Genomic DNA, 22,576 nt, shown 5'->3' on the forward strand with positions numbered 1-22,576 from the left:
GCCTGACGAAGGGTCAGTGTGACGTGCGCCTCACTCGTCGTCGAGGCCGCGCTCGATCGCGTACCGCACGAGTTCCACGCGGTTGTGCAGCTGGAGCTTGCCGAGGGTGTTCTGGACGTGGTTCTGCACCGTGCGGTGGGAGATGACCAGGCGTTCGGCGATCTGCTTGTAGCTCAGACCCTTGGCGACCAGGCGCAGCACCTCGGTCTCGCGGTCGGTGAGCCGGGGCGCCTTGGGTTCGCCGGTGTCGGGGGCCGGGGCGGGTTCGGAGGCCAGGCGGCGGTACTCGCCGAGGACCAGTCCGGCGAGGCCGGGGGTGAAGACCGGGTCGCCGACGGCGGTGCGGCGGACCGCGTCCCGCAGTTCCTCGGTGGAGGCGGACTTCAGCAGGTAGCCGGTCGCGCCGGACTTCACGGCCTCCAGGACGTCGGCGTGCTCGCCGCTGGCGGACAGCACCAGGACCCGCAGCGCGGGGTTGGCGGCGACGACCTCCTTGCAGACCTGCACGCCGGGCTTGGCGGGCAGGTTCAGGTCGAGCACCAGGACGTCGGGCGTGGCGGCCTTGGCGCGGCGTACGGCCTGGTCGCCGTCGCCGGCGGTGGCGACCACCTCGAAGCCGGACTCGGCCAGGTCCCGGGCGACGGCGTCGCGCCACATGGGGTGGTCGTCGACGACCATGACCCGGATCGGGTCCCGCCGTTCCTCGGTGGTCTCCGTCATCGCTGCTCCGCCTTCCCCCGTGGTTCCTTCACGTCCTTCGGTACCTTCAGCTCGACCTCCGTGCCCTGGCCGGGCACCGAGATCAGCTCCGCGCTGCCGCCGAGGTCGCGCAGCCGGCCGCGGATCGACAGGGCGACGCCGAGCCGCCCCTCGCCCTCGGCCTGGACGAGCCGGCCCTCCGGGATGCCGGGTCCGTCGTCCCGCACGGTGACGATCACCTCGCCCGGCTCGTCCTCGACCAGGATCCACGCGCGCGCGTCCTGACCGGCGTGCCGGCGGACGTTGTCCAGGGCGGCCCCGACCGCGGCGGCCACCTCCCGTGCGGCGGCGGGTGCCAGCGGCACGGGCGCGCCGGGCTCGGCGAGACTGACCCGGGCCCCCGCGTACGGCGCGAGCAGGGCGCGCAGGTCGACGGGGCCGCTCGGCTCCGGTTCCTCGTCGACGGCCCGGACGAGCGCGCCGTCGGCGGCGTCCTCAGAGACCCTGGAGACGGGCACCAGTCCGCCGGAGACCAGCGTGCGCAGCGCGACCTCCTGCTCGCCGGCCATCCGGCCCAGCTCGGCCGCCTCGCCCCCGATCACCGCGCCGCGGCGCTGCACCATGGCCAGCACCTGGAGCACGCTGTCGTGGATGTCCCGGGCGAGCCGCTCGCGCTCGCGGGTGGCGGCCTCGATCTCCAGAGCGCGGGCGAGGGTGCGCTCGGAGGCGCGGGCCACCTCGACGACGTAGCCGATGGCGACGGAGGCGATGCAGACCAGGATGACGTTGTGGACGGTGTCACGGGCCGGGCTGCCGCGCTCGACGAGGTTGGCCACGGCCACCAGGCCGGAGGCGAGGGCCGCCCAGCGCCAGCCGCCCTTGATGGCGAAGGCCAGGACGGCACCGGCGGTCCATATCGACGGCAGCGTCGGGCCGCCCGCCTGGACCCGCTCGTGCGCGTCGGCGACGGGCGTGAGCAGGATGCCGACGACGGCGACGGTGAGGTCGGCGGCGAGGAACCGCTTGGTGCAGCGGGCGGCGCTCGCGACCCGGGGCAGTGTGGCCAGGGTCCATCCGGCCAGCACGGCGTAGTAGGCGACGGCGATCCAGGGGCGCGGGAACTCGTCGTAAGCCGTGGCGAACAGGCCGACCGCGTACAGCATCGTGAGCACCCGGTAGGCGGTGAGCGCACGCCACAGCGGCTGCTCGACCGACATCCTCATGACACGCTCGCGCTTGGCCATCTCCCCCGCCCCCCGGCCGACGCCCCGGCTAGGGCTCGGTCCGCCGCTGCTCCGCCTGCTTTTCCTTCTCCGCCTGTTCCTTCTCCGCACGCGCGAGAGCGGCCCTGGCCGCCTTTTCGGCTTCCTTCTCCGCCTTCGCCGCGTCGGTGAGCTGCCGCTTCATGGCCGTCGCGTACATGTCGACGTACTCCTGGCCGGAGAGCTTCATGATCTCGTACATGACCTCGTCGGTCACCGCGCGCAGCACGAACCGGTCGTGCTCCATGCCCTGGTAGCGGCTGAAGTCCAGGGGCTTGCCGATCCGGATGCCGGGCCGCATCAGCTTGGGCACGACCTTCCCGGGCGGCTGGATCTTCTCCGTGTCGATCATGGCGACGGGCAGGACGGGCGCGCCGGTCGCCAGCGCCACGCGCGCCAGGCCCCCCGGCTTGCCCCGGTAGAGACGCCCGTCGGGCGAGCGCGTGCCCTCCGGGTAGATCCCGAACAGCTCGCCGCGCTCCAGGACCTCTATGCCGCTCTTGATGGCGGCCTCACCCGCGCCGCGCGCACCGGAGCGGTCCACCGGGAGCTGCCCGACGCCCTTGAAGAAGGCGGCCGTCAGCCGGCCCTTCACGCCGGGCGTGGTGAAGTACTCCGCCTTCGCGATGAAGGTGACCTTGCGGTCGAGGACGGCGGGCAGGAAGAACGAGTCGGAGAACGACAGGTGATTGCTCGCCAGAATCGCGGCACCCTCGGCGGGTACGTTCTCCAGGCCCTCCACCCAGGGCCTGAAGGCGAGCTTCAGCGGACCCCCGATGGTGACCTTCATCGCGCCGTACAACAACCGAGTGCCTCCTGTGGTGTGACGATCAGACCTTAACCCGGAGCGCCGTCAAAGGCGCCGACGGCCCTGGTCGGTGTCAGTGCGGTCGCGTACGGTGAAGGTCCCGCGAACGGCGTGCGCCCCTTTTCATGACGTTCCGTGACAGTCCGTGATCGTGCCAGTCCCTTCTCACGACCAGGAGGCCGAAGGTGCCGGTCCTTGCCGGAGCCGAGCCGTTCCACCACGAGGGCGGGGAGGTCGCCGTCCTCCTCTGCCACGGCTTCACCGGATCACCGCAGTCGCTGCGCCCCTGGGCGGAGCACCTCGCCGAGCACGGCCTGACCGTCTCCCTGCCGCTGCTGCCCGGGCACGGCACGCGCTGGGAGGACCTGCGGATCACCGGCTGGCAGGACTGGTACGCGGAGGTGGACCGCGAGCTGCGCCTGCTGTGCGAGCGCCACGAGACGGTCTTCGTGGCCGGTCTGTCGATGGGCGGCGCGCTGGCCCTGCGGCTGGCCGCGAAGCACGGCGACGCCGTGCGCGGTGTCCTGGTCGTCAACCCCGCCAACAAGGTGCACGGCCTGGCCGCACACGCCCTCCCGGTGGTCCGCCACCTGGTCCCGGCGACGAAGGGCATCGCCAGCGACATCGCCAAGCCGGACGGCAAGGAGCTCGGCTACGACCGGGTGCCGCTGCACGCGGCGCATTCGCTGCGGCAGTTCTTCCAGGCCACCGACCGCGAGCTGCCGCAGGTCACCCAGCCGGTGCTGCTCATGCGCAGCCCGCAGGACCATGTCGTGCCGCCCGTCGACTCCGCCCGGATCCTCAGCCGCATCTCGTCGACGGATGTGAAAGAGGTCCTCCTGGAACAGAGCTACCACGTCGCCACGTTGGACCATGACGCGGACCGGATCCACGAGGAGAGCCTCGCGTTCATCGGCCGCATCGCGTCCGGTCTCGGCAAGGAGCCCGGTCTCGGCAAGGAAGGGACGACCGCAGGTGGCTGAGCACGACTCCGACCGCGAGGGCCGGGAGCCGGACGAGAAGGGCGTCCCGCTCGACGAGGAGGCCGCCTGGGCGGCGATCGTCGCCGGATACGGCGAGGAACCACCGGACCCGCCGGGCGCCAAGCCCTTCAAACCGATCGAGGACCTGGCGCTGCCGGCGACGGGGACCAACGACGGCGTGATGGACGGCGCGCGGGGTGATACGGCCGTGAAGTCCGGGGACACCGTGAAGCCGGCCGAGCCGGAGGAGGCCGAAGAGCCCGCGGAGCAGTCCGCGCCGCCCGCGAAGCCCGTCAAGCCCCTGGGCGGGTCCGTCTCCTTCGCTCCCGGCGTCGGCCCGCGCGACTACTCCGTGACCGAGCCCGCCGAGGACGACTTCGACGAGGACGACGAGGGCCACTTCGTGCCTCCGGAGCCGCCTCCGCTGCCCACCGCCGACCCCACCACCAAGTTCGCCTGGCTCGGTGTCCTCGGCGGGCCGGTGCTGCTCCTGCTGGCCGTGCTGCTCGGCTGGGACATGACGTGGTGGCTGGCCACCCTGAGCATCGGCGGCTTCCTCGGCGGGTTCGCGACGCTCGTGACGCGCATGCGCACGGACGACGAGGAGGACGACGACCCCGGGCGGGGCGCGGTCGTCTAGTTCGCCGGGACTTTGAGGGCGGCCAGGACCGGGAGGTGGTCCGTGGCCGCCCTCAGGTCCGCGTCGGACACGCCCGGGTGCCCGCGGGGCACACCGCAGCCCAGTACCTCGATGCCCTTCGTCGTGAAGATCGCGTCGATGCGCTGGTGGGGGTCGGTGGGCGTCCAGGTGTGCTCGCCGCCCCAGGGGGCCGCGGCCCGGCAGTCGGTCAGGGCACCGGCCAGCCGGCGGAAGGCCGGCCCGTCGGGGCGTTCGTTGAGGTCGCCGCCGGCGATCGCGTGCTCCACGCCCAGGCCTGAGAGCCGGTCCAGGAGCATGCCGGACTGCTCGTGGCGCTCGTCCTTCTGCAGGGACAGATGGCAGCTCAGTACACCGAGGCGGGCGCCGGCGACGCGGACGACCGCGGTGGCGAAGCCTCGGCGGTGCAGGCCGGGAGTGGGCGGCAGCAGGACGTCCTCCGTGCGTTCGACACCCACCCGGAGCGAGCTGAGGATCGCCGGTCCCGTGGTGGTGGCGCCGCCGGTGACGGTCACCAGGTCGCAGGCCAGGGCCAGACGGGCGAGCTTCTTGCGCCAGCGGAAGAAGCGGGGGGCTTCCTGGATGAGGACGAGGTCGGGTGCGCAGGCCTTGATGACACGGGCCAGGGCGTCGGTGTCGTCGCGCAGGGAGCGGATGTTGTAGCTGAGGACCCTGATGACCGCGGAACCGTCGGGTTCCGTACGGGAGTTGGGGAGCAGCGGCATGTGATCAATCTACGCCCGGCGCGGCGGGGCGCGGGGATGTGCGCGAGTGCCGGTGCCGCGTGGCCCCTCGCGCACATCCCCGCGCCCCTGAAGCGCGTCCCCTGATGGCGTCTAGATGACCGGGTCGGGTTCCCTCGCGAGGTCCGCCGCGCCGACGAGGCCCGCCTTGTTGCCCAGTTCCGCCGCGCGGACCTCGGCGACCGGGCGCCAGTTGCCGCCGACCAGCCAGCGCTTGTACGACTTGCGGATCGGGCCCAGGACCAGTTCGCCCTCGTCGGAGAGACCGCCGCCGACGATGAACGCCGACGGGTCGAAGAGGGAGGCCAGGTCGGCGAGGCCCGCGCCGACCCAGCGGGCCAGTTCGCGGTAGGAGTCGACGGCCACCCGGTCGCCCTGGCGGGCGGCCATGGAGATGTGCTTGCCCTCGATGCCGTCGGGCGTGCCGTTGCCGAGGCCGAGCAGGATCTCGGCGTTCTCCGGGGTGGCGTTGGCGCGCTGCTTGGCGTACCTCACGAGCGCCCGGCCCGAGGCGTACTGCTCCCAGCAGCCCTGCGAGCCGCAGCCGCACAGCAGGCCGTCGGGCACCATGCGGATGTGGCCGAACTCGGCGGCCACGCCGAAGTGCCCGCGGCGCAGCTTGTTGCCGATGATGATGCCGCCGCCGAGGCCGGTGCCCAGCGTGATGCAGATGACGTTGCGGTGGCCCTTGCCGGCACCGAACTTGTACTCGCCCCACGCCGCGGCGTTCGCGTCGTTCTCCACGACCACGGGGAGGCCCACGCGGGCCTCGACCTTGTCCTTGAGCGGCTCGTTGCGCCAGTGGATGTTGGGCGCGAAGTAGACCTCGGAGCGCTGCCGGTTCACGTAACCGGCGGCACCGATGCCCACGCCGACGATGTCGTGACCGACGCGTGCGCCGTCCACCGCCGAGGCGATGGCGTCCACGATGCCCTCAGCCGTGCCCGGGGTCGGCACCTTGTGGGTCGAGAGGATGTTGCCTTCCTCATCGACCACGCCGGCCGCGATCTTCGTGCCGCCGATGTCGACGCCGATGGTGAGTCCCATGAATCCCTCAGTTTCGGTCGAGCCCCGCTACGGCCAACGGTACCCGAGGCCCTGCCGTCGGGTTCGCCGTCGTCCGCACACCGGGCACCCCCGGGGGCCGCTCACGAGCCGCCGCCCGGGCGGAACCGGGGGCTCAGTCCAGGTCGATGCGCTCCCCGGGACCGGCGTCGTCGCCGCCGTCCCGGCGTTCGCCCTGGTCACGGGGGTCGTCCTGGTCGTCGCGGCTGGTCCAGCGCCGCTCCTGGGCCTGGACGGCGGAGCGGTAGGCGGCGAGCAATTCGTTCCCGGCCGCCGCCAGGTGGTCGAAGACGTCCGGATTGCGTTCGATGACGGGTTCGACGGCGTCCTTGGCCTGCTGCACGACCTGCCGGACGACCTGCTGGGCGGCGGGTCCCGCGACCGCGCCGAGCAGCGGGGACCCCGCCCCCGACAGCTTGTCCGCGACGGCGTCGACGAGCTTCTTCAGTTCCTCGGCCGCGGAGCCCGGGGGCGTGCCGTACCGGGTGCGGCGGCGGGCCTTCTCCGACTCCAGGTCCTCGGCGCACGCGGTCGCCCAGGCGTCGGCGTCGCTCGTCCGCACCTCGTCCGCGGCCTCGTCGCGGGCGGCGCCGGGCGGGGGGAGCTCTTCGCTCATGACGGACTCCTGACTGCGGTTCGTCCCTACGACGTTACCCGAACGGACGGGGCACGTTCACGGGTCGGTCCGGCCCTCTTCCCCGCCCCCCCGCCGTGTCACGGCCGCGGCCACTGCTGGGGGTCGGGCGCGAAGCGGATGCGCAGTTCGCCGTCGCGCAGGGCGGCCCCGTCGACGGTGCAGCGGCGCAGCGCGGAGGGCAGCGGGACGATCCGGCGGAATCGTCCCGCCGTGACGAGGAGTTCGTCGCCGCGCCGGACGAGGTCGAGTTCCTCGCGTATGGCGCCGGGCAGCGGGATCCGCCAGACCAGCACGCCGTCCTCGGCGAGCCGGTCGGTCACCGGCCAGTCGGCACCGGTGGCCGTCTGCCGCGCCCCTGGCACGGCGAGGGCGGTGAGGTCGTCGGTGCCGCGCGGGTCGTGTCCGAGGTGGGCCACGGTGCGGACGTCGTACGACTCCCGCCACTCCTCCAGCGTCTTGCGCTGCTGGGCGACCGGCCCGGCGAGCCAGGTGTCCGGGGAGGCCTCGGGCAGCACCCGGTTGGCGATCAGGACGTCGGTGCGCAGGCCGCGCAGGGCGAGGCCGAGGCCGGTGGTGCGCAGTGCCTCGGCACCGGCCGGGCCGGGCTCGGCGACCAGGCGGACGGCGGTGCCGGGGTCGGCGACGACCGCCTCGGCGGCGGCCAGTTCCAGGTCCCAGCGGGCCGCCGTCTCGTAGAGCCAGTCGGCGGGCATGGGGACGCCGGCGAGACGGCCGAGGACGGGGCGCAGGGCCCGGGCGGCCTGGCGTCCGGGCGGGAGCAGCCGACGCAGGTAGCGGCGGAGTTCCTCGGGCAGGGCGAGCAGGGCGAGGGCCTGCGGGGCCGGGGGGAGGTCGACGACGAGCGTGTCGTACCGCTCGGACAGCGCGGCGTCGCGCAGGGCGCGCAGGAGGGCGAGTTCCTCCGCGCCGGGCAGGGGCGTGAGCTCCTCGGGGTCGAGGCGGGAGGCGCCGAGGAGGTCGAGGGCGGAGGAGGCGCGGTCCTGGAGGGCGGTGAGGTCCCTGCGGAAGTCCTGGGCGGCGTCGGGGCGCCAGGCGGTGAGGTTCGGGGCCGCCTGGACGGGGGCCGGGCCGGTCCGCACCCCCAGGGCGGCACCGAGGGTGTCCGTGCGGTCGGTGCCGAGGACGAGGGTGCGGGTGCCCTCGGCCGCCGCGGCCAGGGCGGTCGCGGCCGCGAGGGTGGTACGACCGCTGCCGCCGGGGCCCGTGATCAGGAGGGTGCGCATGGGAAGGAACGGTAACCGAGACGCCCTCAGGGGCGCGGGGCCGCGCTGCCGCTCCGCCGCGTGGGCGCGACCATCCACGCGTCCGCGCCCGGGACGTGCCTCACCGCGAGCCCCGCGGCGGGGTCAGGCCGATTCCACGCGCTTCTTCAGCCCCGCCAGCGCCCGGTCGATGATGACCTTCTCGGCCTTCCGCTTGATCATCCCGAGCATCGGGATCTTGACGTCCACGGTCAGCAGGTACGTGACCTCCGTACTCCCCGCCCCGGCGGGCTTGAGGATGTACGAGCCGTCCAGGGACCGCAGCATCTGGGACTTCACCAGCGTCCAGGACACCTCGTTCTCGCCGGTCCAGGTGTAGCCGAGGACCTGGTCGTCCTTGATCGCGCCCGCGTCCATGACGAGGCGGACCTGCTCGGCGCGGCCCTGGGCGTCCGTCTTGAGGACTTCGGCCTCCTTCACCTCACCGGTCCAGTCCGGGTAGCGGGCGAAATCGGCGATGACCGCCATGACGTCGGCCGGGGCCGCCTCGATGGTGATGCTCGAGCTGGTGTGTTCCGCCATCGCCGTGGCTCCTCCAGATGCGGGCCGGTATGAGGTCGTGCGCAGGTGCGTGCAGCGTGAAGGCTACCGCGCACGGGACCCCCGGATCTCACCCGACCTGGGACGTCCTCACCACTCCAGTGCCCAGGGCGTTCCGGTTGACGCGAAGTGCCCCACGTTCACGCACTCGGTCGCCCCGATGCGCATCCTCTTCACCAGCGGCTGGTGCACGTGCCCGAAGAGGGAGTAGCGGGGCCTGGTGCGGCGGATGGCGTCCAGCAGGGCGCGGCTGCCGCGCTCGAAGCGGCGGGCCACGGTGTCGTAGACCAGCTCGGGGACCTCGGGCGGGATGTGCGTGCAGAGCACGTCGACCTCGCCGACGGCCTCGATCTTCGCCGCGTACTCCTCGTCGCTGATCTCGTAGGGCGTTCGCATCGGGGTGCGCAGGCCGCCGCCGACGAAACCGAAGACCCGGCCGCCGATCTCCACGCGCTCGCCGTCCAGGACGGTCGTGCCGGGGCCCGCGTACTCCCGCCACAGCGGCGGCATGTCGACGTTGCCGTAGGTGGCGTACGTAGGAGAGGGGAAGGCGGCGAACAGCTCGGCGTACTGCTTGCGCACCGCCTCCTCGATCACCGTGGCGCGGTCACCCTGGAGGCCGGCCCACAGCTCGGCCCCGAACACCCGGGCCTCCTCGAAGCGGCGGGCGGTGCGCAGCGCGACGATGCGGTCGGCGTTCTCCGCACCGAACAGGTCGGGGAAGATGCCGCGCGAGTGGTCTGCGTAGTCCAGGAAGAGGACGAGGTCGCCCAGGCACACCAGCGCGTCGGCGCCCTCCCCGGCCCTGGCCAGGTCGCGGGCGTTGCCGTGCACGTCGCTGACCACGTGTACGCGCGTCCGGTGGTTTCCGACTGGTGTGGGTGCCATGACGATCAAGCGTAAGCGTGTGCGGCACACGTGAACAGTGGCGGCCCTACCTGCGGTTACTGGCCAGTCAGTTAGCGCGTGGACTACTGTGCGCAAAGGAATACCCAACTGTGTGACGCAGCGAACATCTCGACGGGTCCCCCTGTCGGAGAAGCCATACCGGCGGGTAACGTCCGGGCAGTCCAGTCGTGCTCTGCATTTCAACGAGTGAATGCCTGAGTACCTCCCCGAGCCTTGGACCGCACCGTCGCAGCACACACCGTCGTGGCGCCGGCGCCCTATGAGGAGCAGCAGTCTTGCGCGAGTTCAGCCTTCCGGCTTTGTACGAGGTCCCTGCGGACGGAAATCTGACCGACATCGTCCGCAGAAACGCCGCGCAGCACCCGGACGTCGCCGTCATCGCCCGCAAGGTCGGCGGCAGCTGGCAGGACGTCACCGCCACCGCGTTCCTCGCCGAGGTGCACTCGGCCGCGAAGGGGCTGATCGCCGCCGGGATCCAGCCGGGCGACCGGGTGGGTCTGATGTCCCGCACCCGCTACGAGTGGACGCTGCTGGACTTCGCGATCTGGAGCGCGGGCGCGGTGACCGTGCCGGTGTACGAGACCAGCTCGCCGGAGCAGGTGCAGTGGATCCTCGGCGACTCGGGCGCGACCGCCTGTGTGGTGGAGTCGGAGGCGCACGCGGCCGCGATCGAGTCGGTGCGCGACCGGCTGCCGGAGCTCAAGCACCTGTGGCAGATCGACGGCGGCGGCGTCGACGAGCTGGGCCGGCTCGGCCAGGACGTCACCGACGAGACGGTCGAGGAGCGCGGCTCGTTCGCCAAGGCCGACGACCCGGCGACCATCGTCTACACCTCCGGCACCACCGGCCGCCCCAAGGGCTGTGTGCTCACCCACCGCAGTTTCTTCGCGGAGTGCGGCAACATCGTCGAGCGGCTGCGTCCGCTCTTCCGCACGGGCGAGTGCTCGGTGCTGCTCTTCCTGCCGCTCGCGCACGTCTTCGGCCGGCTGGTGCAGATCGCGCCCATGATGGCGCCGATCAAGCTCGGCTGCGTCCCGGACATCAAGAACCTCACCGACGAGCTGGCCGCGTTCCGCCCGACGCTGATCCTGGGCGTGCCGCGTGTCTTCGAGAAGGTCTACAACTCGGCGCGCGCCAAGGCCCAGGCCGACGGAAAGGGCAAGATCTTCGACAAGGCCGCCGACACCGCGATCGCCTACAGCAAGGCGCTGGACACCCCCTCCGGCCCGTCCCTCGGCCTGCGGATCAAGTACAAGACGTTCGACAAGCTCGTCTACAGCAAGCTCCGCGCGGTCCTCGGCGGCCGGGGCGAGTACGCCATCTCCGGCGGCGCCCCGCTCGGCGAGCGCCTCGGCCACTTCTTCCGCGGCATCGGCTTCACGGTCCTGGAGGGCTACGGCCTGACCGAGTCCTGCGCGGCCACGGCGTTCAACCCCTGGGACCGGCAGAAGATCGGCACGGTCGGCCAGCCGCTGCCCGGCTCGGTGGTGCGGATCGCCGACGACGGCGAGGTGCTGCTGCACGGCGAGCACCTGTTCAAGGAGTACTGGAACAACCCCGGCGCGACCGCCGAGGCGCTGGCCGACGGCTGGTTCCACACCGGTGACATCGGCACGCTCGACGAGGACGGCTACCTCCGGATCACCGGCCGCAAGAAGGAGATCATCGTCACCGCGGGCGGCAAGAACGTCGCCCCGGCCGTGATCGAGGACCGCATCCGGGCGCACGCGCTGGTCGCGGAGTGCATGGTGGTGGGCGACGGGCGGCCGTTCGTGGGCGCGCTGGTCACCATCGACGAGGAGTTCCTGGGCCGTTGGTGCTCCGACCACGGCAAGCCGGCGGGGTCCACCGCGGCGTCGCTGTGCGAGGACCCGGACCTGCTGGCCGCGGTCCAGGCGGCGGTCGACGACGGCAACGCCGCGGTGTCGAAGGCGGAATCGGTGCGGAAGTTCCGCATTCTGTCCTCCCAGTTCACGGAGGAGTCGGGCCACCTGACGCCGTCGCTGAAGCTGAAGCGGAACGTGGTGGCGAAGGACTACGCGCACGAGATCGAGGCGATCTACGCGAAGTGACCCCCGGGGCGGCCTCCACGTGGTGTGCCCCTGACCGGTCGGCTATGGCGCGGTGTCCTCGGCGAGGACCCGCGCCATCGTGCGTTCGGCGAGCGCCGTGATGGTGACGAAGGGGTTCACCCCGAGCGACCCGGGCACCAGCGAGCCGTCCGTGACGTAGAGGCGGGAGTATCCCTTCACGCGGCCGTAGTCGTCGGTCGCCTTGCCCAGCACGCAGCCGCCCAGCGGGTGGTAGGTGAAGTCGTCGGCGAAGGCCTTGTTCCTCGAGCCGAACAGGTCGTACCGGTAGATCGTCGCGTTGGCCGCGTTGACGCGGTCGAACAGCTTCTTGGCCATGGCGACGGAGACGGCGCTGTGGGCGGCCGTCCAGCCCAGGGCCAGTCGGTCCGAGGCGGCGTCGTAGGAGAAGGAGGCCCGCTCCCGGTTCCTGGTGATCGCCAGGTAGAGGCTCACCCAGTGCTCCAGGCCCGTCGGCAGCGGGGCGATCTCGGCGAACACCGGGTTGGCGGTGTTCGCCCAGTCGTCGATGCCCATGACCGGCATGGTCGACTGGTTCGCGCCGACCGTGTCCCACAGGTGGTTGGCCCGGCCGAGCATCACATTGCCGTTGGTGCCCCAGCCGGCGCCGACACTGGCGTCGAGGGCGGGCAGCGTGCCCGTCTCCCGGGCGCGCAGCAGCAGTTCGGTGGTGCCGAGGCTGCCGCCGCCGAGGAAGAGGTACGTGCAGCCGTACTCCCTGGTCTCCACGACCCGGCCGGTCTCGTCGACGCGGTCGGCGGTCAGCACGTAGGTCCCGTCCGGTGCGCGGCTGATCGCGCGTACCTTCTCCAGGGTGTGGACGGTGACGTTGCCGGTGCCGAGCGCGGCGGCGAGGTAGGTCTTGTCGAGGCTGCGCTTGCCGTGGTTGTTGCCGTAGATGACCTCGCCGCCGAGCGCCGACTTCGGGGCGCTGCCGGCCGCCTCGCGCTCCATGTGGCCGAAGTCGTAGACGCTCGGCACGAAGGTGGTCCGCAGACCGGTCTTCTCGGCGTGCTTGCGGGAGACGCGGGTGAAGCGGTACCACTCGGTCGACTCGAACCAGGCGGGGTCGATCGTGTTCACGCCCAGGGCGGCGCGAGCACGCGGGAAGTACGTGCCGTACATCTCGTCGGCGTCCACCGTCGGGAACTGCTCGGCGAAGTACGGCCGGGGCGGGGTGACCGCCATGCTGCCGTTGACCAGGGAGCCGCCGCCGACGCCGCGGCCGACGTAGACGGACATGTGGTCGAAGTGCACGCGGTCCAGGACGCCCGGGTAACGGCCGATGTCGCGGTTGACGACGTCCAGCCAGAGGAAGCTGCCGAGGGGGGCCTCGGTGCGGGTGCGGAACCACATGGAGCGGCTGTCGGGTGCGCTGGTGGTGCAGAAGACCTTGCCGTCGGGGCCGGGGGTGTTCCAGAGGCGGCCCATCTCCAGGACGAGGGTGCGGATGCCGGCCTGGGCGAGGCGCAGGGCTGCCACCGCGCCGCCGTAGCCCGAGCCGACGACGATCGCCGGGGCGGTGCCGACCGCGTCGGGCTGGGCGGCCCGGGCGCTTTCGAGGCCGACGCGGGTGAAGCCGAGGGCGGCGGCGGTTTGCAGGGCTGCCATGCCCAGGATTTGACGTCTTGTCAGCTGACGCTGCATCAGGTTTGCTGTCATGTTGCGCAGCATCGGCGGATTTGCGGGTTCCGCCTAGTGGGGCGGGGCTTGATCGTTGGTGGGCGGGTGCGCGACGTTCGTGGTCGATCGCGCAGTTCCCCGCGCCCCCAGGAAGGCGAACTGCACTACAGCAAGTCCTCAAGCCGCTCGGCGAGCGAATCCCAGCGCCACTTCTCCTCGACCCACTCCCTGCCCCGCTCCCCCATCCTGCGGCGCAGCTCGGGGTCTCCCAGCAGGGTGATGACGCGGTCGGCCGCCTCCGCCGGGGAGCCGCCGCACACCACCCAGCCCGTCTCGCCGTCCAGGACCGCGTCCGGGGCGCCCCCCGAGTCTCCGGCGACGACCGGGAGCCCCGTCGCGGAGGCCTCCAGGTAGACGATGCCGAGGCCCTCGACGTCCAGGCCGCCGCGGCGGGTGCGGCAGGGCATCGCGAAGACGTCACCGGCGCCGTAGTGGGCGGGCAGCTCCGACCAGGGCACGGCGCCGGTGAACCGGACGGCGGAGGCGACCCCCGTCTCGCGCGCCAGCCTGCGCAGGTCGTTCTCGTAGGGGCCGCCGCCGACGATCAGCAGGACGGTGTCGGGCTCGGCGGCCAGGATGCGGGGCAGGGCCCGGATCAGGGTGTCCTGCCCCTTGCGCCGCACCAGCCGGGAGACGCAGACCACCACCGGGCGGTCCGTCAGGCCCAGCCGGGCCCGCACCTCCTCGCCGCCCGAGGCGGGGTGGAAGGTCTTCTCGTCCACGCCGGGCGGCAGCTGGACCATGCGTGCGGCGGCCTCGGGCGTCAGGGCGGGGGCGATGCGCGAGCGGGTGTACTCGCCGAGGTAGGTGATCGTGTCCGTGGCGTCGCCGATCCGCCGCAGCAACTGCCGGGCGGCGGGCAGCTGGGCCCAGCCGGCCTCGTGCCCGTGCGTGGTGGCGACCAGCCGCTCGGCGCCCGCCTTGCGCAGCGCCGGGGCCATCAGGCCGAGCGGGGCCGCCGCCCCGAACCAGACGGAGGTGCAGCCGTGCTCCCGCAGCAGCCCGACGGCCCGCCGGGTGGCGCCCGGCGTCGGCAGCAGCATGGTCGTGCGGTCGCGTACGACGGTGAAGGGCTGCTCCGCGTCGAAGGCACGGGTCGCCTCGAGCCCCTCCCGGCTCCGCTTCCAGGTGGAGGCGTAGACGACCAGCCGCTGCGGGTCCAGGCGCAGCGCCATGTTGTGCAGGAACGCCTGGATGCCACCGGGGCGGGGCGGGAAGTCGTTGGTCACGATCAGGGTCTTGCGCACGCCGCCGACCCTACCGAACCGCCCCTCACAGCCCCGCGTCGCGGCGGGTATGGCACGCTCACAGGCGGCGGGCCCATCATGGCCCCCTCGACACGGCAGGCGAACGGGCAGGGATCACGTGAAGACGACGGGCGCGGGGCGGTCCCTGGCATGGCTGCCGGTGGTCTGGTGTCTCACGAGGCTGGTGCTGCTGCTGTTCGTCCTGAAGGTGTACGTCTTCCCCGGCCCGGACGTCACGAGCGACGTGCACGTGATCTACCGGGGCTGGTACGACGTCCTGAGCAGCGGAACGTTCCCTCTGCACGACGTCACCTGGCAGTACCCGCCCGCCGCCGCGCTGGCGATCCTCTCCCCCGGCCTGCTGCCGTTCCTGGACTACGCGACCGCGTTCTTCGTACTGGTCTGCGTCACCGACGCGGCCGTGCTGGCCCTCATGACGTACGCGGGGCGCCGCCCGGGCCGGTCGCTGCGCGGCGCCTGGGTGTGGGTGACCGGCGTGCCCCTGCTCGGTCCGACGGTGTACGCCCGCTACGACGTGATGGTCACGGCCGTGGCGATGGCCGCGCTGCTCGCGGGCGCCCGGCACCCGAGGGCGATGGGGGCCCTGGCCGCGTTCGGCGCCCTGCTCAAGGTCTGGCCCGCGATGCTGCTGCTGGCCGCCCGCCGCCGCGGTGCCTGGGTGTCGGCCCTGGTGACGGGGGTGGCGGTGACGGGCGTGTTCGCCCTGGCCATGCCGGGTGCGTTCGCGTTTCTGACCTTCCAGCGGGACCGGGGCACCGAGGTGGAGTCGCTGGGCGCGCTGGTCTTCCACGTCGCCCGGCACTTCGGCTGGCAGGGCGAGGTGAAGCTGAACTACGGCTCCATCGAGTTCCTGGGACCGTATGTGAGCGAGGTGAGCACGGGCGCGCTGTTCCTCACCGGGGCGGCCTTCGGCTGGCTGGTGCTGTGGCGGCTGCTGGCCCGGCGCTTCGAGGAGCACACGCTCGCCGACGCGGCCTTCGTGGCGGTGCTGATGTTCACCACCACCAGCCGCGTGATCAGCCCGCAGTACATGGTGTGGCTGGTCGGTCTTGCGGCGGTGTGCCTGTACTTCCCCGGGAGCCGGATGCGGCTGCCGGTCGCCCTCGTCCTGGTGGCGAGCTTCGTGACGGTGCTGGAGTTCCCGTACTACTTCGGCAGCGTGGTGGCCAGTGACGGCCTCGGCCTGACCCTGCTGTTCCTGCGCAACGGCCTGCTGGTGGCCGCCGCGCTGACCGCGGCCCGTGCCCTGTGGCGGGCGACGGTCCCCGGCACGCTCCCCGCACCCGCGTCCGCTCGGCCCACCCGAAGCGACGAGACGCCCGTTTCCTCCTGAGCGGCGGCCCGGCCCGTGGGGGCGTACGGGTGGTCCGGACCGCGTCGGCCGCTCCCCGGCCGCGCCGGGTCATCCGAGCTGGTCCTCCAGGGACTTCCGCCACTCCCTGGTGAAGGCCTCCTGCGTCGTCCCCAGCACCGTCCGCATCGCGTCCTCCACCGCCCCGGCCCGCTTCCCGTGAGCGCCGACGGCCCGGTAGAACGCGCGCAGCCGGGGCTCGCCCCAGCGGTCGGCGATCAGGCGGCAGGCCGTCCAGCCGCTCTCGTAGGCGCGGGCCAGGCGGCCCGCGTCGCCGGTGAAGCCGAAGTCATCGTCGTCCGGGAGCGCGGTGGGGATCCGGCCGTCGGCGACCGCCCGTGACAGCTCGGGAGCGGCCTCGGCGGGGATGCGGCCGGCCGCGCGGTAACCGACCCAGTCGGCGTATCCCTCGGACAGCCACAGGGGAGTCGCGGCGGTGGTGTGGGCACGGGTGGCGACGTGGGTGGTCTCGTGGGTGACGACGACCTGCTCGCCGAGGCCGCCGAGGAGCGCGAACGCGTCCGGGTTGACGATGATCCGGTCCGCCGGCGCCCGGCCCCGCGCGCCCGTCTCGCCGGTGGTGACGGCGGCGATCCCGCGGTAGGAGGAGGCGGGCGAGCCGAGCAGCCCCGCCATCCCCTCGATCGAGGTGGGCACGAGCACCACGACCCGCCGGCTCCAGCGGGTGCCCCACGCGTCCGACACGGCGGGCACCGCGCGGTCGGCCAGGTCCGCGAAGTCGCGCAGCGACCGCCCGGACTGCCCGACGCCGAGCACGAGACTGTGCCGCCCCCGGACGAGCTGCACCGTCCCCTGGTCCCACAGCTGCTGCGCGGACTTCCTCGCGGGCCGGTCGGTGTCCACGGACCACCGCCCGGCCGCGTCCCGGCTCAGCCGCAGGGTGCGTCCCGCGGTCACCGGCGCCGGGTCGTAGCCGGCGACGCGGTAGCGCAGTTCGGCCTCGGCGGTGGCGGTGTCGCCGGTGCGGCGCAGTCCGGTCACCCGGTACGACCAGGCGGCCACGGGCACCGCGCGCAGTCTGGCGAAGTCCGTGCCCCGGCCCGTGCGTTCGTAGGCCCGCTGGTCACGGTCGAGGACCGCGGCGGCCCGGCGGTCCAGGAGCCGCTGGACGTCGGCCGTGGCGCTGTCGGCCGCCGGGCGCCCGCCGCACCCGACCAGGGCGACGAGCAGCAGGACGAGCGCCACCACCCCGGATCCCGACCTTCGACCAGCCACGTCCCGATCGTACGGGCGCCGGGCCGCGCGGGTCAGACCCTGGTGACCGACGAGACGGGCATCATCCCGACCGGGTCGTAGCGCACGGGCGCGCCGGGGTAGGGCGCGTGGATGACCTGGCCGTTGCCCATGTACATCCCGACATGGCTGGCGTCGCCCCGGTAGACGACCAGGTCACCGGGGCGCGCCTCGGACAGCGGGACCTGCCGGCCGGCGTACCGCTGGGCCTGCGAGGTGCGCGGCAGGGAGACCCCGGCCTGCGCGTACGACCACTGCATCAGGCCCGAGCAGTCGAAGCCGGAGGGTCCGTTCGCCCCCCAGACGTAGGGCTTGCCGAGCGCGCTGCGGGCGGCGGCCACGGCGGCGGACCCACGGCCCGAGGCGGCGGTGGCGCCGCCGAGGTCGGGCATGCCGGTGCGGCCGGAGCGGGAGGCGCGGCCGTAGGCGTCGCGCTCGGCGTCCGGGAGGGAGTTGAGCAGCCGCTGCGCCGCGGCGAGCTTCCGCTCGACGCTCTTCTTGTGCGCGGCGACGGCCTTGCGGCTCTTCTCCAGCTCGCGGAGCTTGCCGGCGGCCTCCTCGCGGTCCTGGGCGAGTTCGCGCATGGCGTGCCGGAGTTCCCTCAGCTCGCCGGCCTGATGGGCGGTGAGGCGGTCGAGCCGGGAGGCCTTGTCGAGGTAGTCCTCCGGGTCGTCGGAGAACAGCAGGGCGAGGGACGGGTCGATGCCGCCCGAGCGGTACTGGGCACCGGCGAGCGAACCGAGTGACTCGCGCATCGAGTTGACGCGCTGCTGCCCACGGGCGATCCGGTCCCGGGCGGTGCCGACCTCCTCGCGCAGCGCGTCGGCGCGCTCGTCGGCCTCGTTGTAGGCCTCGGTCGCCTTCTCGGCCTGCTCGTAGAGCCGGTCCACCGTGGCCCGGGTGTCGTCGTACGGTGCGGCGCCGGCCGGTACGGCGCCCAGGGCGGCGGCCGCGACGGACAGCAGGCCGACCGCGGCGCTGGCGCCCCGGTCGGACCCGGACGGTGCAAGGCGGCGATGGGACCCCACGGGAAGCCGCTCTCCTTCCGCTGGCGGACTAAGAACGCGGCAGACAGTAGCCCCGTGGCCGGGGGCCGCCAACGACCATCCGTGGGTGTGCAGCGGTGCGCCCCGCCGCTGACGCAGGTCAAGGGCGGGGCGTGGGCTCACTCGGATCTGTGGTGATTCGCCCTAACGGCGGACACGGTCCTCGTCTCGAAGGCTCCGGGAGCCGGTCGTCAGACCCGGACGCCGAACATGAACGGGCCGCCGATGGTGTTCATCGACTCGTAGCGGACGACGGTGCCGGTGCGCGGGGCGTGGATGATCTGCCCGTTGCCGGCGTAGAGGCCGACGTGGTGCAGGTCGTTGAAGAAGAAGACCAGGTCGCCGACCTTGAGCTGGCTGACCGAGTAGATCTTGGTGCCGATCTGGGACTGGGCCTCCGAGGTGCGCGGGATCTGGATGCCGGCGGAGGCGTAGGCCCGGGAGGTGAGACCGGAGCAGTCGAAGGAGCTCATGCCGGTGGCGCCGTAGACGTAGGGCTTGCCGAGCTGGCTCTGGGCGAAGGCGAAGGCGGCGGCGGCGCGGCCCGAGCCGGGCGGGACGTCCACGTCGAGGGCGTCGCGCTCGCTGGTGCGGCTGGCGCGGCTCTGCTCGGCGGCGAGTTCGGCCTTCTCGGCGGCGGTGAGGCTGTTGAGCAGCTTCTGCGCGGAGGAGAGCTTGCCCTGGACTTCCTTCTTCTTCTTGCCCAGTTCGGTCCGGGTGGAGGCGAGGTCCTTGAGCTTCTCCGAGGCCTCGGCGCGCTCCTGGGCGAGTTCGCGCTGCTTCTCCTGGACCTTCTTCAGCGCCTCGACCTGCTGGCTGCTCAACTGGTCGAGCGTGGAGGCCTTGTCGAGGTAGTCCTCGGGGTTCGCGGAGAGGAACAGCTGGACGGAGGGGTCGATGGAGCCGGTGCGGTACTGCGACGCGGCGGCGAGGCCCAGGCTGTCGCGGAGCTCGTTGAGCTCCTCCTGGCCGCGGGCCACGTTGTCCTGGATGGTGGAGATCTCCTTCTGGAGCTTCTCCTGCTTCTCCTTGGCCCCGTTGTACTTCTCGGTGGCCTGCTCCGCCTCTTCGTAGAGCTTGTCGACCTTGGCCTTGACCTCGTCCTTGCTCGGCTTCTCACTGGGGGCCGCGTTGGCGGCCTGCGAGCTGAAGGCGACGGCAGCGGCGGCGGCTGTGGTCAGCACGGTCACACGTGCGCGGCTCGGCTGCTTCGGACGACGGTGGGACGCCACGGGTGAAAAGCTCCTTCTGGCCCCTCCGCCGTCTCTCCCGATGAGTGATCACCCGAGCGGAGGTTGGGGCTGACCCTAGTGACCTTCCTGTGATCAGTTCAAATCCTCAGATGAAAAATCGCGTCACGGTAGGCCAACTTTTCCCCGGGACTCACAGGCGGTGAGACTCACTTGACACACCGTGGCCCACAGGCACCGTCAATTCGGGCATCACGCCCGGACGTTACGCATGGTGCGTACGGCCCCTAGGCCCGTGAAAGCCGCTTCAGCAGCATCGCGGAGGCCACCGGGCGGGCACCGGCCCGGGCCACGCCGTCGGCGACCTCGCGGTCGGTGGACGCCACGATGACCGGGCGGCCCGGTGGTTCGGCCCGCACCAGCTGGCGGATGAGCTCGTCGGCGGTGACGCCCGGCTTCGAGAACAGCACGCGCACCCCCCGCGGTGGTGCGAGCAGCACCGGCGCGGCCAGTTCGGCGCCGTCGAAGACGCAGGTCACCTCCGCGCCGCTCTGCGCGGCCAGTTGGGAGAGCTGCCCGAGCAGCCGCAGGCGCTGCTTCTCCAGCGGCATCTGCGGATAGCCCGTCTTGGTGACGTTATAGCCGTCGACGACCAGATGGGCCTGCGGCAGCGCCAGCAGCTGGTCGAGGACCTGCGGGTCGTTCTCCGACAGGGCGCGGGCGGCGATGTCCTTGGGGGTCATCCGGCCCGGCTCGACGGCGTCGACGGTCTCGGCCGGCCGCACCGACACCGGAGGCAGCGCCAGTTCGCGGCGCAGGCCCTGGGTCGCGTCCAGCAGGGTGTCCAGCAGCAGCCGTACCCGCATGTCCTCGACGCTGCGGCCCTCGCGGGCGGCCCGGCGCGCGGCCTCCAGGGCGGCCTCGGTCTCGCTCAGCCGGGACTTCAGCCGCCGCGTCTCGCTCTCGGCGGCGGACACCTGGGCGTGCCCCTCGGCGCGGACGGCCTCGATCTCGCCGTGCGCCTTGCGCAGGGCCGCCTCGCCGCGCTTGACGTCACTGAGGGCGGCGCGCAGCTTGCGGTGCAGCGACTCGGTCTCCTTCTTGGCCGAATCCAGCTCCGCGCGCAGCCGCTCGGTCTCGGCCCGGGTGTGGTCACGGGCTCGGTCGAGCTCGTCGCGCAGCCGCTCCAGCTCGGCCCGGCTCTCCTCGTCGGCGCGCTCGGCGTCGGCCCGCTGGGCCTCCTCACCGGCGGCGGTCACCAGTTTCACCCAGTCGAGGGGTCGCAGTACGTAGGCCGCGGCCGCCACGTCGAGCGGGTCCGCGGCCGGGGGCGGGGAGCCTGAGTCGAGAGCGCCGGTCAGCTCCGGCTGGGCCTCTCTCAGCTTCTCCCCGATGCGCTGCCGGAACAGCGGATCGGTCTCCAGCGCCGCGGCCATCGCGTTGCCGGCGAACTTGGCCCTGCGGTTCGGGGCGAACCTGGCGTACTGCCTGAGCTGCGCGGGCAGCTCGCCGACCGTCAGCGAACCGAAGCCGTCGGAGACGATCTGCACGACCCTGCGGCGCACGCCGTCGGGCAGGGGACGGTCGAGCACCTCGGCGGCGCCGTCACCCGGCCCCCCGCCCGTGGTCTCCACCATCCGTCACACCCCTATGCCTGTGCGGGGCCGGTCCCTGTCAGGAGCCGGCACCCGGCCTGTCCACGAGTTCCACCTGGTCCACCGCGTTGCACCAGCGGCAGCGCACCGACTCGATGGTCTCACTGAGCACCTCGCGCTCCTCGACCTTCGGCTCTCCGGCCAGGTCGAGGTGGACGTACTCGACGACCTTCGACGAGCGGGTCACGTCGAACCTCGTGAGGTTGCCGCAGAGGGTGCAGCGCCACCGCGTCCCGGCGGTCGGCAGGGGAACCGTCATCGTGACCTGTTCTCTTTCCTTCTAGTGTCCGTGACGCGACCGGCATCCCCGGTGCGTGTGGTCCGTAACCCTACGGCCTGGCGGGTCCTCGCCGCCTGCGCGTCCACGGCGGCGAGGCGGTCTGGGTGGTTGCGTCCGGTTACGTCATGCTCTGTATTCATGATCCGCAAGTGGAGTGCGCCGCTCGTCCGGGCCGGCAGATCGGTCGCGCGGTCGTCGGCGCCGGTCACGTACACCCTGATCGCCCTGTGCTGTCTGTCCTTCCTGGCCGGACCCGCCTCGGGCCTGAACCCGGCGTACGGCGCCGGCGACGAGCTGCTCGCCGTGCAGCGGGCCTACTTCCGGCGGTGGGGGGTGATCCCCGCGGAACTGTTCGAAGGGTCCACGGGATCGGCCCTCACCCCCGCGACGGCGCTCTTCGTCCACGGCAGCTGGGTGCACCTGCTCGGCAACATGCTCTTCCTCTACGTCTTCGGCGCCATGACCGAGGAACGGATGGGCCGCGTGCAGTTCACCCTGTTCTACGTCGGCTGCGGCTACCTGGCCCTGCTGGGCTACGCCGTGGCCAACGCGGACTCCGAGCAGTCCCTGGTCGGCGCCTCCGGGGCGATCTCGGCGGTCCTCGGTGCGTTCCTGTACCTGTTCCCGCGCGCCCGGGTCACCAGTCTCCTGCCGTTCCTCTTCTTCCTGCCGGTGCGCTTCCCGGCCTGGGTCGTGCTGCCGTTCTGGGCGGCGCTGCAGTGGCTGGCGGCGGGGCGGGCCTCGGACGGGCCGGGGGTGGCCTACCTCGCCCACCTGATCGGATTCGGTCTGGGCTTCGGCTACGCGTCGGTCCGCTACGGCCGCCCGACCGGCCCCACTAGAGTGAAGGCCGCCCCTGCTCCGGCCCCCGAGGGAGAGAACCAGCCGTGATCACCGCGATCGTCCTCATCAAGACCAGCGTGGACCGGATCCCCGAGATCGCCGAGTCGATCGCGGCGCTGGACAGCGTCAGCGAGGTCTTCTCCGTCACGGGCACCTACGACCTGATCGCGATGGTCCGGGTCAAGGAGCACGAGGACCTGGCGGAGGTCATCCCGGGCCGGATCAGCAAGATCAGCGGGGTGGAGGGGACGGACACGCACGTGGCGTTCCGCACGTACTCCCAGCACGACCTGGAAGCGGCGTTCTCGATCGGCCTGGACAACTGAGAG

Annotated in this window: 22 protein-coding genes; 6 read left to right on the forward strand and 16 right to left on the reverse strand. The window is 72.4% G+C overall.

The features are described from left to right. Positions 1–30: 30 nt before the first annotated feature. From AC0665_RS27375 to AC0665_RS27385, 3 genes are read right to left on the reverse strand one after another with little or no spacing between them, the layout of a single operon-like run. Positions 31–720, reverse strand: coding sequence for a response regulator (locus tag AC0665_RS27375; protein WP_468411359.1), 690 nt, complete (start codon positions 718–720; stop codon positions 31–33). Next, positions 717–1,943, reverse strand: a complete 1,227-nt coding sequence (macS, locus tag AC0665_RS27380; protein ID WP_468637342.1) for a MacS family sensor histidine kinase — start codon at positions 1,941–1,943, stop codon at positions 717–719. The genes AC0665_RS27375 and macS overlap by 4 nt, the downstream gene beginning before the upstream one ends. Before the next feature lie 28 nt (positions 1,944–1,971). Continuing rightward, positions 1,972–2,751, reverse strand: a complete 780-nt coding sequence (locus AC0665_RS27385) for a lysophospholipid acyltransferase family protein (protein WP_363120228.1) — start codon at positions 2,749–2,751, stop codon at positions 1,972–1,974. Between the two features lie 203 nt (positions 2,752–2,954). Here AC0665_RS27385 and AC0665_RS27390 point away from each other — a divergent pair, with 203 nt between their 5' ends. Both AC0665_RS27390 and AC0665_RS27395 read left to right on the forward strand, forming a co-directional pair. Beyond that, positions 2,955–3,752: an alpha/beta hydrolase gene (locus tag AC0665_RS27390; RefSeq protein WP_478509889.1), complete on the forward strand. Its 798-nt coding sequence runs from the start codon at positions 2,955–2,957 to the stop codon at positions 3,750–3,752. Next, on the forward strand, positions 3,745–4,392 hold the full coding sequence (locus tag AC0665_RS27395) for a hypothetical protein (protein WP_478509888.1): 648 nt from the start codon (positions 3,745–3,747) through the stop codon (positions 4,390–4,392). Before AC0665_RS27390 ends, AC0665_RS27395 begins: the two co-directional genes overlap by 8 nt. On the opposite strand, the gene AC0665_RS27400 is transcribed toward AC0665_RS27395, so the two are convergent. From AC0665_RS27400 to AC0665_RS27425, 6 genes are all read right to left on the reverse strand, one after another. Then, positions 4,389–5,135, reverse strand: a complete 747-nt coding sequence (locus tag AC0665_RS27400) for an endonuclease/exonuclease/phosphatase family protein (protein WP_478705969.1) — start codon at positions 5,133–5,135, stop codon at positions 4,389–4,391. The two genes, AC0665_RS27395 and AC0665_RS27400, sit on opposite strands and share 4 nt — an antisense overlap. 111 nt (positions 5,136–5,246) lie before the next feature. Beyond that, a complete protein-coding gene (locus AC0665_RS27405) occupies positions 5,247–6,200 on the reverse strand; it encodes an ROK family glucokinase (protein ID WP_468411368.1) in 954 nt (317 codons plus the stop codon). A gap of 133 nt (positions 6,201–6,333) precedes the next feature. Further along, positions 6,334–6,834, reverse strand: coding sequence for a DUF5304 domain-containing protein (locus tag AC0665_RS27410; protein ID WP_478607409.1), 501 nt, complete (start codon positions 6,832–6,834; stop codon positions 6,334–6,336). Positions 6,835–6,932: 98 nt separating this feature from the next. Further along, entirely contained in the window at positions 6,933–8,099 is a 1,167-nt protein-coding gene (locus tag AC0665_RS27415) for an ArsA family ATPase (protein ID WP_478607411.1), read from the reverse strand. Positions 8,100–8,222: 123 nt separating this feature from the next. Further along, positions 8,223–8,660, reverse strand: a complete 438-nt coding sequence (locus AC0665_RS27420) for an SRPBCC family protein (protein WP_468411373.1) — start codon at positions 8,658–8,660, stop codon at positions 8,223–8,225. Positions 8,661–8,768: 108 nt separating this feature from the next. After that, on the reverse strand, positions 8,769–9,566 hold the full coding sequence (locus AC0665_RS27425; protein WP_468411375.1) for a metallophosphoesterase family protein: 798 nt from the start codon (positions 9,564–9,566) through the stop codon (positions 8,769–8,771). Positions 9,567–9,862: 296 nt separating this feature from the next. On the opposite strand from AC0665_RS27425, the gene AC0665_RS27430 reads away from it, so the two are divergent. Beyond that, positions 9,863–11,659, forward strand: coding sequence for an AMP-dependent synthetase/ligase (locus AC0665_RS27430; protein WP_478705970.1), 1,797 nt, complete (start codon positions 9,863–9,865; stop codon positions 11,657–11,659). 42 nt (positions 11,660–11,701) lie between these two features. Here the strand turns inward: AC0665_RS27430 and AC0665_RS27435 are convergent, their stop codons facing one another. Continuing rightward, positions 11,702–13,324, reverse strand: coding sequence for a GMC oxidoreductase (locus tag AC0665_RS27435; RefSeq protein WP_478705976.1), 1,623 nt, complete (start codon positions 13,322–13,324; stop codon positions 11,702–11,704). 140 nt (positions 13,325–13,464) lie between these two features. Then, a complete protein-coding gene (locus tag AC0665_RS27440; protein WP_478705971.1) occupies positions 13,465–14,607 on the reverse strand; it encodes a glycosyltransferase family 4 protein in 1,143 nt (380 codons plus the stop codon). Positions 14,608–14,725: 118 nt separating this feature from the next. Here AC0665_RS27440 and AC0665_RS27445 point away from each other — a divergent pair, with 118 nt between their 5' ends. After that, positions 14,726–15,961 (forward strand): glycosyltransferase 87 family protein, encoded by a 1,236-nt coding sequence (locus AC0665_RS27445; protein ID WP_478509884.1) that lies wholly within the window; start codon positions 14,726–14,728, stop codon positions 15,959–15,961. Positions 15,962–16,030: 69 nt separating this feature from the next. Here AC0665_RS27445 and AC0665_RS27450 read toward each other — a convergent pair whose 3' ends face one another. From AC0665_RS27450 to AC0665_RS27470, 5 genes are all read right to left on the reverse strand, one after another. Further along, a complete protein-coding gene (locus AC0665_RS27450; RefSeq protein WP_478705972.1) occupies positions 16,031–17,215 on the reverse strand; it encodes a hypothetical protein in 1,185 nt (394 codons plus the stop codon). Positions 17,216–17,247: 32 nt separating this feature from the next. Beyond that, on the reverse strand, positions 17,248–18,261 hold the full coding sequence (locus AC0665_RS27455; RefSeq protein WP_363120024.1) for a C40 family peptidase: 1,014 nt from the start codon (positions 18,259–18,261) through the stop codon (positions 17,248–17,250). Between the two features lie 209 nt (positions 18,262–18,470). After that, positions 18,471–19,511, reverse strand: coding sequence for a C40 family peptidase (locus AC0665_RS27460; protein ID WP_468411386.1), 1,041 nt, complete (start codon positions 19,509–19,511; stop codon positions 18,471–18,473). 245 nt (positions 19,512–19,756) lie between these two features. Further along, on the reverse strand, positions 19,757–21,106 hold the full coding sequence (locus AC0665_RS27465) for an NYN domain-containing protein (RefSeq protein ID WP_363120022.1): 1,350 nt from the start codon (positions 21,104–21,106) through the stop codon (positions 19,757–19,759). Positions 21,107–21,143: 37 nt separating this feature from the next. Further along, positions 21,144–21,383 carry a hypothetical protein gene (locus tag AC0665_RS27470; protein WP_114251597.1) on the reverse strand — a complete coding sequence of 80 codons (240 nt, stop codon included), beginning with the start codon at positions 21,381–21,383 and terminating at the stop codon, positions 21,144–21,146. Positions 21,384–21,542: 159 nt separating this feature from the next. Here AC0665_RS27470 and AC0665_RS27475 point away from each other — a divergent pair, with 159 nt between their 5' ends. Together AC0665_RS27475 and AC0665_RS27480 are read left to right on the forward strand one after the other, a co-directional pair. Beyond that, complete coding sequence (locus AC0665_RS27475; RefSeq protein WP_468411390.1) at positions 21,543–22,295, forward strand: rhomboid family intramembrane serine protease; 753 nt, start codon at positions 21,543–21,545, stop codon at positions 22,293–22,295. Continuing rightward, positions 22,292–22,573, forward strand: coding sequence for an Lrp/AsnC ligand binding domain-containing protein (locus tag AC0665_RS27480; RefSeq protein ID WP_366051275.1), 282 nt, complete (start codon positions 22,292–22,294; stop codon positions 22,571–22,573). Before AC0665_RS27475 ends, AC0665_RS27480 begins: the two co-directional genes overlap by 4 nt. Positions 22,574–22,576: the final 3 nt, after the last annotated feature.

The organism is Streptomyces sp. NPDC043685 (genome assembly GCF_056436585.1).